Source organism: Gilliamella sp. BG1, from assembly GCF_046635625.1.
GTDB lineage: Bacteria > Pseudomonadota > Gammaproteobacteria > Enterobacterales > Orbaceae > Gilliamella > Gilliamella bombi.
The window spans coordinates 97,746-114,525 of the sequence record NZ_JBIDFG010000004.1 but is presented as its reverse complement, the minus strand read 5'-3'; the positions used below and the strand labels follow the sequence as shown (position 1 = coordinate 114,525).

17 protein-coding genes and 1 tRNA gene are annotated in these 16,780 nt (G+C 33.3%); 11 read left to right on the top strand and 7 right to left on the bottom strand.

The window, feature by feature from the left end; all coding sequences use genetic code 11:
- Positions 1 to 246 precede the first annotated feature (246 nt).
- Entirely contained in the window at positions 247 to 828 is a 582-nt protein-coding gene (locus ACGH80_RS02960; protein WP_174798547.1) for an IMPACT family protein, read from the bottom strand.
- Positions 829 to 887: 59 nt separating this feature from the next.
- Between ACGH80_RS02960 and nfi the strand changes: the two genes are divergently transcribed.
- Positions 888 to 1,553, top strand: a complete 666-nt coding sequence (gene nfi, locus ACGH80_RS02955; RefSeq protein ID WP_411630521.1) for a deoxyribonuclease V — start codon at positions 888 to 890, stop codon at positions 1,551 to 1,553.
- A complete protein-coding gene (locus ACGH80_RS02950) occupies positions 1,543 to 2,289 on the top strand; it encodes a tRNA1(Val) (adenine(37)-N6)-methyltransferase (protein ID WP_411630502.1) in 747 nt (248 codons plus the stop codon). The genes nfi and ACGH80_RS02950 overlap by 11 nt, the downstream gene beginning before the upstream one ends.
- Before the next feature lie 11 nt (positions 2,290 to 2,300).
- On the opposite strand, the gene ACGH80_RS02945 is transcribed toward ACGH80_RS02950, so the two are convergent.
- From ACGH80_RS02945 to apt, 3 genes are all read right to left on the bottom strand, one after another.
- Entirely contained in the window at positions 2,301 to 3,710 is a 1,410-nt protein-coding gene (locus tag ACGH80_RS02945; RefSeq protein WP_411630501.1) for a basic amino acid/polyamine antiporter, read from the bottom strand.
- A 51-nt stretch (positions 3,711 to 3,761) separates the two neighbouring features.
- Positions 3,762 to 4,532, bottom strand: a complete 771-nt coding sequence (ddaH, locus tag ACGH80_RS02940) for a dimethylargininase (protein ID WP_174798543.1) — start codon at positions 4,530 to 4,532, stop codon at positions 3,762 to 3,764.
- A 272-nt stretch (positions 4,533 to 4,804) separates the two neighbouring features.
- A complete protein-coding gene (gene apt, locus ACGH80_RS02935; RefSeq protein WP_065609011.1) occupies positions 4,805 to 5,356 on the bottom strand; it encodes an adenine phosphoribosyltransferase in 552 nt (183 codons plus the stop codon).
- 215 nt (positions 5,357 to 5,571) lie between these two features.
- On the opposite strand from apt, the gene ACGH80_RS02930 reads away from it, so the two are divergent.
- The 3 genes from ACGH80_RS02930 to ACGH80_RS02920 are packed head-to-tail and all read left to right on the top strand — an operon-like array spanning position 5,572 to position 9,059.
- Complete coding sequence (locus ACGH80_RS02930) at positions 5,572 to 6,924, top strand: vWA domain-containing protein (protein ID WP_174798542.1); 1,353 nt, start codon at positions 5,572 to 5,574, stop codon at positions 6,922 to 6,924.
- 3 nt (positions 6,925 to 6,927) lie between these two features.
- Complete coding sequence (locus ACGH80_RS02925) at positions 6,928 to 8,373, top strand: sensor histidine kinase (RefSeq protein WP_174798541.1); 1,446 nt, start codon at positions 6,928 to 6,930, stop codon at positions 8,371 to 8,373.
- A gap of 2 nt (positions 8,374 to 8,375) precedes the next feature.
- Positions 8,376 to 9,059 carry a response regulator transcription factor gene (locus ACGH80_RS02920; protein ID WP_034914577.1) on the top strand — a complete coding sequence of 228 codons (684 nt, stop codon included), beginning with the start codon at positions 8,376 to 8,378 and terminating at the stop codon, positions 9,057 to 9,059.
- Between the two features lie 63 nt (positions 9,060 to 9,122).
- On the opposite strand, the gene ACGH80_RS02915 is transcribed toward ACGH80_RS02920, so the two are convergent.
- From ACGH80_RS02915 to lolB, 3 genes are all read right to left on the bottom strand, one after another.
- Entirely contained in the window at positions 9,123 to 10,184 is a 1,062-nt protein-coding gene (locus tag ACGH80_RS02915; protein ID WP_411630500.1) for a bifunctional transcriptional activator/DNA repair enzyme AdaA, read from the bottom strand.
- 246 nt (positions 10,185 to 10,430) lie between these two features.
- The gene (gene ispE / locus ACGH80_RS02910; RefSeq protein ID WP_411630499.1) at positions 10,431 to 11,273 is read right to left on the bottom strand and encodes a 4-(cytidine 5'-diphospho)-2-C-methyl-D-erythritol kinase; all 843 of its coding nucleotides are present in this window, start codon (positions 11,271 to 11,273) and stop codon (positions 10,431 to 10,433) included.
- 11 nt (positions 11,274 to 11,284) lie between these two features.
- Entirely contained in the window at positions 11,285 to 11,905 is a 621-nt protein-coding gene (lolB, locus tag ACGH80_RS02905; protein ID WP_091120768.1) for a lipoprotein insertase outer membrane protein LolB, read from the bottom strand.
- A gap of 166 nt (positions 11,906 to 12,071) precedes the next feature.
- On the opposite strand from lolB, the gene hemA reads away from it, so the two are divergent.
- The 6 genes from hemA to ACGH80_RS02875 all read left to right on the top strand — a co-directional run bounded on the left by hemA (position 12,072) and on the right by ACGH80_RS02875 (position 16,742).
- Entirely contained in the window at positions 12,072 to 13,343 is a 1,272-nt protein-coding gene (gene hemA, locus ACGH80_RS02900; protein ID WP_065559989.1) for a glutamyl-tRNA reductase, read from the top strand.
- Between the two features lie 36 nt (positions 13,344 to 13,379).
- Positions 13,380 to 13,637: a DUF1289 domain-containing protein gene (locus ACGH80_RS02895; RefSeq protein ID WP_065625977.1), complete on the top strand. Its 258-nt coding sequence runs from the start codon at positions 13,380 to 13,382 to the stop codon at positions 13,635 to 13,637.
- A gap of 118 nt (positions 13,638 to 13,755) precedes the next feature.
- A complete protein-coding gene (locus ACGH80_RS02890) occupies positions 13,756 to 14,040 on the top strand; it encodes a zinc ribbon domain-containing protein (RefSeq protein ID WP_411630498.1) in 285 nt (94 codons plus the stop codon).
- Positions 14,041 to 14,103: 63 nt separating this feature from the next.
- A tRNA-Leu gene (locus ACGH80_RS02885) sits at positions 14,104 to 14,190 on the top strand.
- Positions 14,191 to 14,666: 476 nt separating this feature from the next.
- On the top strand, positions 14,667 to 15,611 hold the full coding sequence (locus ACGH80_RS02880; RefSeq protein WP_174798537.1) for a WYL domain-containing protein: 945 nt from the start codon (positions 14,667 to 14,669) through the stop codon (positions 15,609 to 15,611).
- Positions 15,612 to 15,671: 60 nt separating this feature from the next.
- Positions 15,672 to 16,742: a hypothetical protein gene (locus tag ACGH80_RS02875; protein WP_034914564.1), complete on the top strand. Its 1,071-nt coding sequence runs from the start codon at positions 15,672 to 15,674 to the stop codon at positions 16,740 to 16,742.
- Positions 16,743 to 16,780: the final 38 nt, after the last annotated feature.

Sequence of the window (16,780 nt, the reverse complement as noted above, 5' to 3'; positions counted from 1 at the left end):
TTATGACTTAGTTATTAATCTTTATGGTGCTGATGATATTCTGATATTAATAAAGAATAATCAATAAAAGAATAAAATTCCAGTGCGAGGAGGAGAGCCAAAATAGCAAAGCCTGAGAGCTTTGCATTTTAATGACTGAAAGTCCAAAAGCACTTTTATTAAAAATTAAACTTGATACAACAAAAGATAGTCAATAAAAAAATTAATCTTTTATAAAATAAAATCAATATTCTACCTGAGTGATTCTTATAGTTCAATAATAACTCGTCCACGAGTGATGTCGCTAATATTTTTTTGTAGGAGTTGCGATTTGTCTTTTGTGATAGCGACGTTTACTTTTACACCTTCAGCATCAAACTCTTGATTTTCAACAATGGAATCAAGTTCCTTTAGACGATTTTCGATAATTGGCCATTCGTTATAATAACAGTGAAATTGTAGCGTTATGCGGGCAATGAGTTCAATTAGCTCAGCTTGTTGTAAGCAGTGGCTAGCTGAACCGCCATAGGCACGAATTAATCCTCCAGTACCTAATTTTATGCCGCCAAAGTAACGAGTTACTACTACAACCACTTGGTCACAATCTTGTCCTTCAATGGCTGAAAGAATAGGACGACCTGCTGTACTAGTGGGCTCGCCATCGTCATTAAATCGGTATTGTTGTCCAATCTTCCATGCCCAGCAGTTGTGGGTGGCGTTGAGATCGCTTATTTGATTAATAAAGTCGGTGGCTTGTTCAGCTGATGTGACTGGCGCTGCATTGACAATAAAACGACTTTTTTTGATTTCTTCTGTTAACTCGGTAGGATTTGCTAATGTATATGGCATGCTAATTCTGATAAAATCAATCTATTGGAATAATGATACTGAACAGAATAAAAATGTCTATCAATTTAGAACAATTAATGCAAACACAGCAGGCGTTAGCCAAGCAGGTTAAATGCGATGATGACTTTAATCCGTCAATAAATTACGTTGGTGGTACTGATGTCGGTTTTGAAGATAATGGCAAGATTACTCGAGCAGCAATCGTTATTTTGCGCTATCCAACTTTCGAGGTTGTTGAGTATCATATTGCTCGGGTTGATACAGGGTTTCCTTATATTCCTGGTTATTTGTCTTTTCGAGAATACCCTGCGCTACTTGCCGCTTGGCAGCAGGTAAAACAAAAGCCTGATTTATTGTTAGTTGATGGGCAAGGTATTGCACATCCTAGGCGTTTAGGTATTGCAAGCCATTTAGGTTTGTTGTTAGATATGCCAACAATTGGTGTTGCTAAAAAAAGGCTTTGCGGTCAATACGAAATATTACCTAAGCAAGTAGGTAATGTAACACCTTTACAAGACAGGCAAGAACAGATTGGTTGGGTTTTATGTAGTAAGAATAATTGCAATCCTTTATTTATTTCAACAGGTCACCGAGTAAGTCAAGGTAGTGCCTTAAAATGGGTTAATTTATGCTTGCGGGGCTATCGTTTGCCAGAACCGACTCGCTGGGCTGATGCGATAGCATCTAACAAGCCTTTGTTTAAGAAGTTTATTTATGCAGAATAATTCATTACCGTTAAAAAAAGGTGGCTTTACTTTTAAGCGTTTTTTTGTGGCGCACGATAAAAGTCCAATGAAGGTAACAACCGATAGTTGTTTATTAGGGGCTTGGGTTCCGATTGATTCGGCTCCGCAAAAGGTACTCGATATTGGCTGTGGTTGTGGTGTAATTGCGTTAATGTTAGCTCAGCGGTTAGAACATGATAACAGCCAAATTGATGCCATCGATATTGATATGCAGGCGGTAGCACAATGTCAGCAAAATAGCCAACAAGCTGGGTTTACTTTGATTAATGCGATTAATGCTGATATTAATCAATTTCAGCTAAGTTATGCGGTGGGCTATGATTTGATTGTGACTAATCCCCCTTATTTTGAATCTGCCGTTGATTGTCGCAATTCCCAAAGACAGTTGGCACGTTATACCGAATGTTTGAACTTTCAACAGCTTATTGACACAGTTAAGCGCTTACTAAAACCGAAAGGGCAATTTTGTTTAGTTTTACCTTATCATTTATCCAATCAGTTTAGGTTATTATGTGAATCTAATCAGTTATATTTATTCCAACTGATGAATGTTAGATATAGTGCAGATAAAGACTTTTCGTTATCATTATTGGCTTTTTCATTTATCCAGGCTAATAAAATTGATGAGCAGCAATTGTGTATGCGAGATGGTGATGGGCGTTATTCTCAAGACTTCAGAAAGCTATTAGCTGACTTTTATTTATTTCGAAAATAACGCCTAACTAATTAATTTGGTGTTATGTAGAAGTGTAAAATAGCGATGATAGCTAATAGGATGATTGCAATAGCGTACACTTTGTCATGCAAGTAACTAAATGCTGGCAAAGATCGTTCCTTTCTGGCATAAAGGTAAAAACAGAGTCCCATACTATAGAGTATCATCGACAGTAATAAATAAACTGTGCCACCAGCATAAATCAACCATATGCCATAAAGCGATCCTAAAGCGCCAATCATAATTAAGTAGGCTTTACCTTGTTGAACGGCTAATTTAAAAACAAAGAGAGCCGCCAGTAAATAGGGAATAAGCACCATTGAGGTTGATAATTGGATTAAGGTGTTGTAGCCAGATTGATAGTAGTGGGCAAGGATAATTAATACGGTTATTAAACATGTTGTTAACCATAATGCGTTGGATGGCGTGCCTGCTTTGTTGAGTTTTCCAAAACAACTTGGTACTGTGTGTTGTGTGCCTTGGCCAGCTAAAAATAGCATTTCGGCCGCTAGCATTAACCATGATAGTAATCCACCACTGACTGACACAATTAAACCAATATTAATTAATGTTGCTCCCCAGCTGCCTACTACATGTTCAATAACAAGTGCCATGGAAGGGTTTTTCATTTGAGCAAGTTCTAGTTGTGGCACAATACCAAGCGATAACACAGATACGCAAACAAGTAATAAGCTGGTAATAGCAAAGCCAAAAAAGGTGGCTCGGCTAATGCTGATGATGTTTTTGGCTCTAGCAGCATACACAGTTGCGCTTTCAATCCCTAAGTAGACCCAAACGGTATAGAGCATGGTGTTTTTTACTTGCTCGATAATTGAGCCTAATTGCGGTGTTCCCCAAAAATCTATCTTAAATGTCGATATTTTAAAGGCAAGGCTAACACAAACAATAAATAAACCAATAGGCACGATTTTCGCTAATGTTACTAGGCAATTTAATAAAAAAGCACGATATATTCCTTTTAATACAAAATAGTGCACTATCCATAAAAATATGATAGCTGTAATAACGGCAGGTAATGTAGTACCATGACCAAAGAAGCTCAAGCAATCGAAAGATCCTAATGCACTAAATAAAATCACTAGGTAGCTGGTGCACGACATCCATGCTGATATCCAGTAGCCCCACGCTGCATTAAAGCCGATATAATCGCCAAAACCTTCACGCACATAGCCATATAATCCATCATTGATTTTGTAAAATCGAATCGATAAATACTGAAATATCCGTGTTAGCATTAACATGCCAAATAGGGTTATTATCCATGCAATTAAAATAGCGCCAGAGCCCGAACTTTCGGCCATGTTTTGTGGTAGGCTGAAAATACCGCTGCCTACAATACTGCCAACCACTAACAGTGTGAGTGGCAGGATGCCTAGCTTTTTTCTTACCGATGTATTCATGTTGTTGTCTTATTATGTGGTTTAGTACGGTTAATATTTAATATAGATCGATTAAAATCTTAGTGACATGCAACTTACGCCACCATCAATCTTTTGATATTCCGATGTATCAACTTCAATAACTTGATAACCAAGTTTTTCTATTTTTGCTTTTGTTGTTGGATAGCCCATCGGCATTATTACGTGACCATTAACCCAAATACAGTTGGCAGCATAACTTTCTTGTTCGGGAATTTCGATAATATTAAAGCGTTGAAACTCTGGTTTAGTTATAAATTCGCCTGCTGCTAATAGGTTATTGTTTTCTAAATAAGCTAAACCTGTTTTTAGATGTAATACTTTTTCAAGCTTAACTACCGAACCAGTTAATCCGTACTTCTCTAAAATAGCTATCATTTGGTTAGCACCAGCTTGGTTGGTTCGAGCAGATAAGCCAATATAGTAGTGGTTTTCAACCATCATTATATCGCCCGCTTCAACGGTGCCTGGTGCGGTGATTCGCTCAACTTTATTGGGATAAAATCGTTCAATGGTGTTTGATATAATTTCGGTTTCTGCTCGGCGACTTTCTGCTCCAGGCCTTGTAATAATTGCACAATATGGGGTACAAAGCACAGCGTCTTCAACAAAGACTGAATCAGGAAAACGTTCGTCGGGTGGTAAAATAGTGATATCAACATCGCACTGTTGTAATGCTCGAATGTAATTATTGTGCTGATCTAAGGCTTTTTGATAATTTGGTTTGCCTAAGTTGGATGATGTTAAACCATTAATTAGTGATTTAGCTGGTGTTCTTGCAATAATATGGTTAAATTTTTTCATTCTATCTATTTCCTTTTGTTTTAAATAATTATGCTTTATTTGTGAATAATAATTCACATTTATGGCTTTATCAAGATGTAAAGTGTATTTTCATTCGTTTTTGGAGGTTTTGTTGGTTTTTTATCTTGATTTATTTAGCTGAATTTAGATAGAGTGGTGGTACATATCTATTTTTTATGCAATGAAAATGACTAACTTATTTTATTTTAGAAAGGAAAAGAGATAAAAGTATTCAAAATAAAAAAAGGCACTAATTGTGCCCTTAATAGTAATTATTCGCCGTCAAAATTAACTAAAGTAAAGCAATCAATTCCCATATCCGTTAACTTTGTTTTGCCACCTAAATCTGGTAAGTTGATTACAAATGCGGCGTTTTCGGCAATGCCACCAGCTTTACGAATTAAATTCGCTGTTGCAGCAATTGTTCCACCTGTAGCAAGTAAATCATCAATAATTAATACTCGTTCACCTGGTTTAATGGCATCAGTGTGAATTTCTAACGTATCTGTCCCGTACTCAAGCTGATATTCTTCTTTAAATACGTGGCGCGGTAACTTATTGGGTTTTCTTACTGGTACAAAACCAATATTTAATGCTAATGCAATTGGAGCTGCAAAGATAAATCCACGCGCTTCGGTGCCAACCACTTTATCTATTTTTTTATCTTTATAGTGATCGATTAATAGCTCAACCGATGTGCGAAATGCAACAGGATCTTCAAGCAGACTAGTAATATCACGAAATAAAATCCCTTTTTTAGGGTAATTTGGTATGGTGATAATACTATTTTTAATAAGTGCAAGTTTTTCTTGTAATTGAGTCATATTAAATGTTCTCTATATCATTTCTATGAGAATGGACAATTTTTTATTATATACTCTCGCCATTTGGAATGGCAATAAACAAAAGTCAATATCGGCATAAATTAAAGTTCTTAACTTGTTTTTTTACATTTTTTTACAAATAAATACAATATTCAGACAGTTTATTTTATAAAAAGCAGATAATTGAATAAACTTCATATAAAAAAGGAAATAACATGAAATTTATTAAATCACTTATTTTTATTGGAATTTCTGCCTTGAGCTTTTTGGGGAATGCTAAAACAAATAATCAAATACAGGTTCGTTCAGAATTGGCATCGCCTATTATCTTAGAAAACTCAGAAGAAAAGAATTATTTAAAAGTGTCGTTAACTGGAATTGAGTTTGACTCATCTAAGCGTGTACCGATTAATTTAGCTTTGGTCATTGATCGTTCTGGTTCTATGTCTGGTGACCGTATTGAAAAAGCAAGAGAAGCGGCTATTCTTGCGGTTAATATGCTTAATAATGAAGATATGTTATCAATTGTTGCTTATGATTCTGATGCTAAAGTTATTTTGCCATCTTCTAAAGTTACTAATAAACAAAAAATTATAAGATTGATTAATAAACACATTGTTGCTGGTGGCGGTACAGCATTATTTGCTGGTTTAAGTAAAGGTATTAATCAAGTTGAAAAGCAACTAACTAAAGATAAAGTTAATCGAATTATTTTGTTATCTGATGGACAAGCTAACATTGGACCTTCTTCGGTTGGCGAACTTTCAGAGTTAGCCATTATTGCAGCTAAAAAGAATATTGCTATTACTACGTTAGGTATTGGTAGTGATTATAATGAGCAGTTAATGTCTTCGATTGCAAGTTATAGTGATGGTAATCATGTATTTATTGATGATACAGCAAAGCTTGAAAATGTATTTGTGCGTGAATTTAAAGATGTTATGTCTGCTGTTGCGCAAGATGTAATTATTACTATTCATTTGAAAGAAGGTGTTAAGCCTGTGCGTTTACTTGGTCGTGATGGTGTGATTAAAGATAATCAAGTCACAGTTAAAATGAATCAGTTGTATTCAAATCAAGAAAAGTATCTATTATTAGAAGTTATCCCAGAAAAAGGTAAAGTAGGGCAAAATAAAACACTCGCCAAAATTGATTTGCAATATAATAATTTATTAGAAAATAAAACCGAAAATGAAACCCAAGTCGTTAAAATTGCTTATACTGATAATCAAGATGTAGTTAATAAAGCCATTGTTCATGAAGTCGTTGCCGAATCAGAAATACAAAAAGTTGCACTTGAAAATGAAAAAGCTTTAAAACTTTATAATGAAGGTAAATTAGAAGAAGCAAGACAGTTATTGCAAGAAAATAGTAAAAAGCTTAGAGATCGAGCAGAAATGTTAAGCGAACGCGAGCCAGAAGTAAGTAGTAGATTAAAAGAACAAATGGATAAAAATAATATAATGGCTGATGCAATTCTTACCGATGATGAGAACACTTATCGTAAAAAAGTGACTGAAAAACAGTATGAATCTAAGCAAAATATGAAAAGTGTGATAAAAAAATAACTTATGAAAAAATTAACAGCGATTTTGTCTTTTTTTATATTAATAGTTGCTTTTAGCTATTTAGGTTGGCGAACTATTGAGCATGAGATCTTAATGCGCCAAACTAATCAGAAGCTATTAGCACAAAGTCAAATGAAGAATATAAAATCATCAATTGAATCGCTGTTAAATCAACGAGCTGTTTATTTTAATAGTTTGGCTCAGTTTTTACATAGCGATCAAACTGATATTGATGTTTTTTTAGCATCACAAACCGATATTAAAAATATCTTTAAGATCAAACATAATAAAATTGTTTATTTTAGCAATAAAACCGATCTGCAATGGAGCAATATTGTTGAATCAATTGAATACGATAGTTCAATTTTAGTTAATCATCATTCTCAATCTGAGCAATTTCAACCTAAATTTGGTTGGTATCAATTCTATGATCATCTTATTTATTGGGTAATTGAATCAGACACGATAATTGGTTTTGAGCTTTCAACCATTAATTTTTCGTTAAATGTGATTTGTTTATTTGACGATCAAATGTTAGCTGATAATTTTGTGTTATTAGATCACGATAAACAGATTTATGTTAATGGTGAACAATTGGCCGATAGTATCACTATTACGCTAGATTATCCATTACAGAATTGGAAATTAATTTATTATTATCAATCGCCTAAATTATTAGTATTGTATTTACTTGGTGGTGGGGTTATTGGTTTATTTATCATTGCTATTAGTTTTATTGTTTTGTATTGCTATCGTGAATATACTCGAACATTACGATTAGCAAAACAACAAGTTAGCTTTGTTGGTCAGGTTTCACACGAGTTTAAAACACCTTTAACCAATATCACACTTTATGCTGAACTATTACAAGAAAAACTGATAGATGAGCCCGTGCCAATTTCAGATTATTTAGAGGTAATAACAAGTGAAAGCAAGCGATTGACAAGATTAGTACAAAATGTGCTTAATTTTAATAAGCCAGCCAAGCTGAATATTAAACCAGTCAATTTAACACACCTAGTTGAACGAGTTTATACTACTTTTAAACCTGTGTTAGCAAAGAAATCTTTGCAACTTAATTTAATTATTAATTGTGATAAAAATTGCATGATTAATACCGATGAAGATAGTGTGTTACAAATTGTTAATAATTTTTTAAGTAATGCCGAAAAATATGCTGCAAGAGGTAAAAAAGTTGATTTGTTACTCAATAAAAATGACAAACAAACAATCATTACAGTTCGAGATTATGGTATCGGCATACCGAATCATTTAATCAGGCAGATCTTTAAACCATTTTATCGTATCAATTCATCAATAACAGAAGGGGTTGCTGGTACAGGTATTGGACTTACCATTGCTAACCAATTAGCACAGCAATTGAATGGCACCATTCAGGTTGTAAATGAAAACCCTGGCGTAGCCTTTTCGTTAATTATTATGGAGTAAAAATGAAGATTTTAATTGCTGAAGATGATTTATATATCCGTAAAGGTATGACCGATCTTTTAGAACAAGAAGGCTATTCAATTATTCAAGCTCCTAATGGTAAAGTTGCTCTAGAATTATTTGAACAAAATCAACCTGATTTTATTATTTTAGATATTATGATGCCTGAACTTGATGGTTACAGCGTTTGTCGTGAAATACGTAAAATAAATGATGATGTGCCAATTTTATTTTTATCAGCAAAAGATGAAGAAATTGATCGCGTAATAGGGCTTGAACTAGGTGCTGATGATTATATGAGTAAACCATTTGGTGTACATGAGCTAAGAGCAAGAATTAAAGCTATAGCTAAACGTTATTTAAAATCACAACAATCCAATCCAAAAGTTGATGATTCTTTTGTTTTTGGTGATTTGCTGGTTTATCCAATTGAGTTATGCGCTAAACGTAGGGAACAAACTATTGAGCTTTCGTTACGAGAAATAAAGATACTGGAATGTTTTTATAAAAATAAAAATAACGTGGTTACCCGTGATATGCTGTTTGATTACGCTTGGGGCTATGATTATATGCCAAACAGCCGAACACTAGATCAACATATTTCGAAATTACGCAAACAAATCGAAATTGATCCCTTAAATCCAGTTTTGATCAAAACAGTTCATGGTGTAGGGTATAGGCATTAATCGTACTTTTGATAATAAAAAACTTTATTTTGCATTAGTCTAATTTGTGTTGAGAGAATACTTTTAGTTTTTATCTGAATATTTTTTTTCGTGTTCAATTAGCCAACGTTTTCGTTCTAATCCTCCACCATATCCCATTAATTCGCCATTTGAGCCAATGACTCGGTGGCAAGGTATGATAATTGCAATTCGATTAAATCCATTTGCGCTTGCAACTGCGCGAATAGCATGTGGATTATTGATGTTTTCTGCTTGCTTTTTATAGGTAGTTAGTTTTCCATAAGGGATTTGTTTTAAACTGTCCCAAACAGTTCGCCGAAAATCTGTTCCAGGAGTATGTAATTTAACTGCAAAATATTTTCTTATTCCTTGAAAATATTCATCAATTTCATTTTTAGTTTGAACAATATGGCTATTTTCTCCAAAAATAATTTTTGTATTAAGTTGTGTTTGTAATTGTTTAAATTCTGTTTCTAACATTCGACGATCCACGAATTCTAATAGGCAAATACCTTGATTAGTGGCGCAAATAAACATTGGTCCCAATGGTGTAGTTAGGCGATTAACCAAAATAATTTCGTTATTAGTATTTTGAGATGGGGCATTTTTCATTATTTTTTTGTAAGTGTATCCAAAACCACTTAATGACTCATATCCTGTATCATAAGCGGTATTAATGACATTTTTACCAATTTTAAGCTCTTGAAAGGCATTATTTATTCGATACATCCTTTGATAGGCTTGGAAGGTAATACCATAATTTTTTTTGAACCAGCGTCTGATCGTTTCGGGGCTCATTTGATGCTCTTTTAGTATCATATCGGATATTTTTGTTTTAGGATTTTGGGTAATTAATGCGATAGCTTTAATAACTTCTGATGGTGCTGCATTAGAATTTTCAGTTGGTTTGCAAATTTTACAAGGACGATATCCCGCATCAAGAGCTTCTTTGAAAGTGCTAAAAAATTCTACATTTTCATATTTTGGTTTCTTTGCCCGACAAGTTGCAATACAAAATACCGAAGTTGTTTTAACTCCAGCATAGAATATCCCAATATAGCCTTGGTCTTTTGCAAGTAAAGCCTGATAATATTGTTTTCTTTTGTCTAAATTGGTAATAAGCATAATTTTTAAAATCTTAATTTTAGTTAATTGATAACTGGGTTTTGTAATCTGGTTAGCATATTAAATAAACAGTAAGCATCGCAACCGAAAAATCGACAACTATTTTTATTTTACTGTTTTTATGGTTTATAAATATAATTGGTGATTACCACATTCTATCTTTGTCAAAATGTGGTTATATTTAATATATAAATATTGACGTAATAAAACCTTAACCATTTAATGATTGTTGATTAAGGTTTTTGTTTAATTTGTGAATAAAGGAGAGGTGTTTAACGATTTTGCGACAAAACTATTAACTGATAGTGCTGCATTAAGTTTGCCTTGAATGGCTAATGCTTGTTGCTTTGATTCACATTGGGTAAAAACACATGCACCAGTTCCTGTTAATCGAGTTGTACCATACTGGGAAAGGTAAGTAATTATATTATCTATTGTTGGATAACGTTTCCTAACTACTTCCTCACAATCATTTTTTAATTCGTTAAACTTCAATGAAAGTAAATCAGTAATGCTTTGAGTTGGCGTATTGCGAGTTAGCTCAGGATCATTAAATATTTCGACTGTTGATATTTCAATATTAGGGCAAGTGACTAAATACCAATATTCAGGAATATCTACAGGGTGAAATTGATCGCCAATTCCTTCGGCAAAAGCCGCATGACCATAAATAAAAATAGGGACATCGGCACCAATTTTTCGTCCTATATCCATTAATATTTCGGTTGATAAATTAAGTTGCCATAGCTGATTAAGTGCTACTAATACTGTTGCAGCATTAGATGAGGCTCCTCCTAATCCACCACCCATAGGAATTTTTTTATCAATTGTAATATCTACACCTAAATCATTACGGTTGGTATAGGATTTCAATTGTTCAGCAGCAACAACAATTAAGTTTTTATTAACGGGTACATTTGTAAAATCGGTTAACAAGTTAATTTTATTATCTTGACGAACATTAAAGATTAGGATGTCGCAATAATCAATAAATTGAAATAACGTTTGCAAATTATGATAATTGTCAGAACGGCGTCCAGTGATATAAAGGAATAAATTTAATTTAGCAGGTGATAACCACTGTTTCATACTATTATCCTTTATCGTAAAATCCAGTCACTAATTTTTAAGCGAACAACTTCGTCCTCATGCGTAAGCTCTATAGTTGCAGGTAAATCTATCTTTTTGTTTTGATAAGTATAAGTAGAGTAACTTGGAATTTTTAATGTCCATTTATTGTTATTTTGTATAAAGACAGTTGAAAGTAATCTTCCTGAACTATCTAACTTGTCAGTATTGATGTTGTCTGAAAATCCTTTTAACCAATTATGCAAAGAATTAAGTGGAATATTTACATTGGATATCTTTTTCATAAGATTTTCAACATTGGTATCTTGGTAATTTCTACCGTCTTTATCAACCAGTTGGGCATAATTAGGTTCGGCGTTTAATGTTAAAATATTGCTACCAATGGGGGAGGTTAATTTAACTTGGTAGTTATCAGTTGATTGTTGAGCTATTAAAAATCGTCCATAATTACGAGATTTATCACTTATGTAAGCTATACTACCTTTAACTTGGAATGTGTTTATTTGTTTTAGATTTTGTTGGCGGATTTGCCACTGCTGTTCAATCGAAGTGTTGTTTTGAGATTTTGTTATTTGGCAAGCGGTGATAAGTAAAGGTAATATGAAAACAAATATATATTTGATTTTAGACATAAAATAACTCTTAGTTGTTAGTGTTTGTGTCAATAAGTGCAGTATTATAACTGATAATTTACTGAATAAGAAAAAGAACCTTTACTGTTTTTTATGTATAATATGGAAGTTTAAGAACTGTTAATAAAATAATATATCTAATAACCTTCAAAAAAGAAGTGATGCAATGTCTATTACAATTTTTGGTGTTAATCATAAAACAGCGCCAGTTGCTTTAAGGGAAAGGCTTGCTTTTCCTAATGAGATTGTCGATAAAGCACTATACAGCTTATACCAACATCCTTTAGTTGATGGGTGTGTTATTTTGTCTACCTGCAATAGAACAGAAATTTATCTTAGTTATGAGCATCAAACTGACTATCTAAGATTAAAACAATCTGTAGAAAGTTGGTTAGGACAATTTCATCATCTTGATGTTGATCTATACCAAGATTCATTTTATTGGTATGACGGTCAACAAGCTGTTGAACATTTGATGTCGGTAGCAAGTGGTTTAGATTCTATGATCATTGGTGAGCCACAAATTCTAGGGCAAGTTAAGCAAGCATATAGTTTTGCTCAAGAACAAAATTGCTTATCTGTTCAATTAAAAAAACTATTTCAAAAAGTATTTCATGTGGCGAAAATTGTCCGTAGTGAAACCAATATTGGCACTAATACAGCATCTGTCGCTTATGCTGCTTGTTTAGTTGCTCGCCATCTTTTTAGTGATACCTCTAATTTAAATATTATGCTTGTTGGCGCAGGTGAAACAATAGAGCTTATTTCACGTTACTTAAAGCCGCATGGATTTAATCAAGTTATTATTGCCAATCGAACCCGTGAAAAGGCATTAAAACTTGCGGTTGATATTGATGCAGAAATCATTTCATTACCTGATATCGCTAATCGACTTAAAGATGTTGATATTGTGATCAGCTCAACAGCGAGTCCTTTACCTATTATAGGTAAAGGCATGGTTGAGCGCACTTTACGAGCTAGAAATCATCGTAAAATGCTGTTTATTGATTTAGCTGTTCCTCGCGATGTCGAGGAAGAGGTTAGTCAACTCAATAATGTGCATCTTTATACTATTGATGACTTACAAAAAACGGTTGAAAGTAATTTAGAACAAAGAGCTATTGCCGCTAAAGAAGCGCAATATCTTATTCAAGAACAAGCTGAACTTTTCATTGATTGGCTTAAGACTAGACATGCAGTTGCTTATGTTAAGCAGTATCGTAGTAATGCAGAAAGTATCAAACGTGAGTTACAAATAAAAGCCTTAAATGCCATCAGGCAGGGCGCTAACATTGACGATGTTTTTGCTGAGTTTTCACATCGCTTAACCAATAAATTAATCCACGCACCGACTCAAACATTACTTCATGCAGCTACACATGATTGTGATGACTGTTTTAAAGTATTAAGCAAAGGGTTAGGATTAAAAGAACATTAGTCAATATGTCGTTTTGCTTAGGAAACGAGGAATAAATTGGATCAGATTGAATTTTTTGATATTCCAAGTCCGTGTAAACGAGTTTGTGTAACTGATAAACAAGGCTATTGTATTGCTTGTTATCGCTCAAGAGAAGAAAGATTTAGTTGGTTAACCTTGAGTGATAGCCAAAAGCAAAAAGTTTTGCGTTTATGTAAACAACGGGCATTAAAACGCCGTTATCTATTATCAAAACAGCAACGACAACAACAAGACTTAAATCCAGTAACACCTCAATTCGATCTTAATTTCTAAATCTATTTATCTATTTTTAATATATATTGTAATCTTGTTTAACTCAGAGTAGGATTTTTATACATATAAAGATGGCAATTATTTAGTCACCTTTTTTAATATTATTGGAATTTAAAATATGAAAATGTGTATTGCATGTGGCATGCCAATGACTGCTATTGCTGATTATCCATTGCTCGATATGTCTAAAAACTATTGTAAACATTGTGCTCATAAAGATGGCACAATGAAAACATTTGATGAAAAATGGCATGAAGTTACATTACAATATGCTCAAAATCACAATGTTGATAATGCAGTAGCTAAACAAACTGCTTATATAATCCTTAAAAAATCAACTACCACCTGCTTGGAAACGCAGGTGGTAGTTGATTTTTTAGGCAACCAAAACGCTTTACGATAATACCTGTTGCAGATATTGTAAAGCTTAGTATAATGCTAACGTTTACTTATTTACACGTTTAATGCCAGTGTGGCGAAATTGGTAGACGCAGCGGATTCAAAATCCGCCGCCCTTAAAAGCGTGTCGGTTCGAGTCCGACCACTGGCACCAAGTCACAAAGAACACCAGCTTAAAGCTGGTTTTTTTATGTCTAAAGTCTTATCAAAACTGAGTTCAGCTATATTTAATAAACTAGCTAACTAATCTCTACTGAAATTACATCAAAATAAGCACAAAAAAGATAGAATTGAGTAATATTGATCGAAATAAACGATCAATGATCATTAATTGATCGAAAATTCCGATATGACAATTTTCTCTTATTCATCAATAATTAAATAAAAAAATAATTCTTTTTATTTCTTTTTCCGTAGATAGGAAAAACAATCTGATAATTTAATGCGTAATCAGAATATAACATTATTAATGTAAATGTTATCGGATTTTTATTCAGATCAAGCATAAAGTTTAATTTATAAATTCAGTTAATACTTTAAGTTAAGAAAAGCTATATTATTCTGTAAAAATTTTTGATTAAAAATAAAGCAATATTTCTAATTAGGGAAAAGGTTACAATAGGTAAATAGATGATGGGTAGGAAGAAAGATTCAAATGTTAGTGCAGGACAAAAACTGTTGAAAATGTATCACATTTTGCTATCAGATAATAAACCGCATTATCAATCAGATTTAGCTGAAATACTAAACTGTTCTGCTCAAACAGTAATACGACTAGCTGAACAGATCGAGTTATCTTTCCCTGAATGTTTCTGCTCTGGCAAGGAAAAAAATCGTCGTTGGTATAGTTTGCAGATCAATCATAAAAATACACTAGGTTTAAATTATCAGGAATTACGATATCTAAGTTTGTGCCGCGAATTGTCCAAACCCTTTATTCCACCAGAGATTGGTGAACGTATTGATCAAACATTATTGCATCTTTCTATGTTGTTATTAGAGTTAGATACAAGAGAACACTTTTCACTAAGTAAACCTATTGCCTTTTTTAGTAAAGGGAAGATTGATTATTCAGAGAAAGTTAGCATTATTGAGGACTTATTAAAGTGTATTGAAAACAAGACTTTTTGCCACATTCATTATATTGCTAGTGGTAATCAACAAGGAAAAAACCACTATTTTATTCCGCAAAAAGTAATTGCAATGAATCATGCCTTATACGTTTATGGCGTAATTTCAAATAACGTTGCGACAGAATTAAAACACAGTACTTGTTTGGCAATCCACCGAATAAAAAAATTAGATTTTATTAACCAAAAAGTTGCTATATCAGTACCAGATCACATTCAAAATAAAACTACGTTTGGTTTACCAGAACATGAACCTCGTACTTTTTCAATTCAATTTACCAAATCAGCGGCTGGTTATGTCAAAGAAAGAATTTGGTGCGATGAACAAAAAATCGAAGAAATCGAAAATGGCGAAATTATTCTTACTATCACCACATCTAGTGAACGTGAGTTAAACGCTTGGGTTAGGGGGTTTGGAGAGCAAGCAAAGATGATCACATCCTAGTTTTATTGCGATACAAACATAATATATTTTAATTAACATAAATTTAACGAGGAAATAACAATGGCATTACCTATTATTCTTGCAGGTGCAGCTGCAGTCGCTGCAGCAGTTGGTGGCAAAAAAGCATACGATGGTTATCAACTAAAATCAGAAGCTGATGAAATCTTGGAAAGAACCAAAAGCCGATATAACAAACGAAAAGATGAACTGGATGTATTAAACAAAGTTTCAGAACAGAAATTAGAGCGATTAGGTACATTAGAACTTAATATTGGTAAATCATTTGGTGAATTTAAAAAAATTTCCGACGAATTATTAAAACAATTGAAACAAAATGACAATAAAGATCTTAAGTTATCTGTTCCTAAAGTTAAGATGGATAAAATTGAAGAATATTCTTTTTCTACAGTGGGGTTTTTAGGTACGGTTGCAGCATCTGGTGCAGCGGGAGCAGCTGCAAGTTTTGCGGTATATAGCGGAGTAATGGCTTTTGCAGCTGCTTCAACAGGAACACCTATTGCCGCTTTATCTGGCGTAGCTGCATATAATGCCACTATGGCCGCTATTGGAGGTGGATCACTTGCTGCTGGAGGTTGGGGAATGGCTGGTGGAGCAATGGTTTTAGGTGCTGCAGCCATTGCGCCAATGATTGCTATTGCTGGTTTTGCGTATGCAAACCACGCTGAAAAAGCATTAGAAAATGCAAAAAAATCAAGTTCTGAAGCTGACACAGCAATAACAAAAATGGATTTAATTGATAAACATTTATCTAATACAAATAACTATGTGGATAAAATTTATACATCGTTGGAAAAAATCAATCAGACCTTTAATTATTACTTTTCTGCTTTAAAAGAGTTGCATCAAAAGATAGTGGTTCTTGGTTGGGGAGAAGATATTAGCGATAATTCGGAAAAGAGCTTAAGAGTTATTAATAACGGTTATTTATTGGCAGCTATTATGACCGATATTATTACAACCCCACTTTTTAAAATTAAAACAGTATCCGAAGATAGTATTGTTGAAGTCGAAAAAGATAGTGATGGATTCAATATTCTTAATCAAGAAGAATTAGATAATGTATTAATTAACAAAGAAAAAGAATATAAAGATTTTACTCAGGAAATGTAATGATAAAAGCCAAGAATACTTGGCTTTTGTTTTATTGA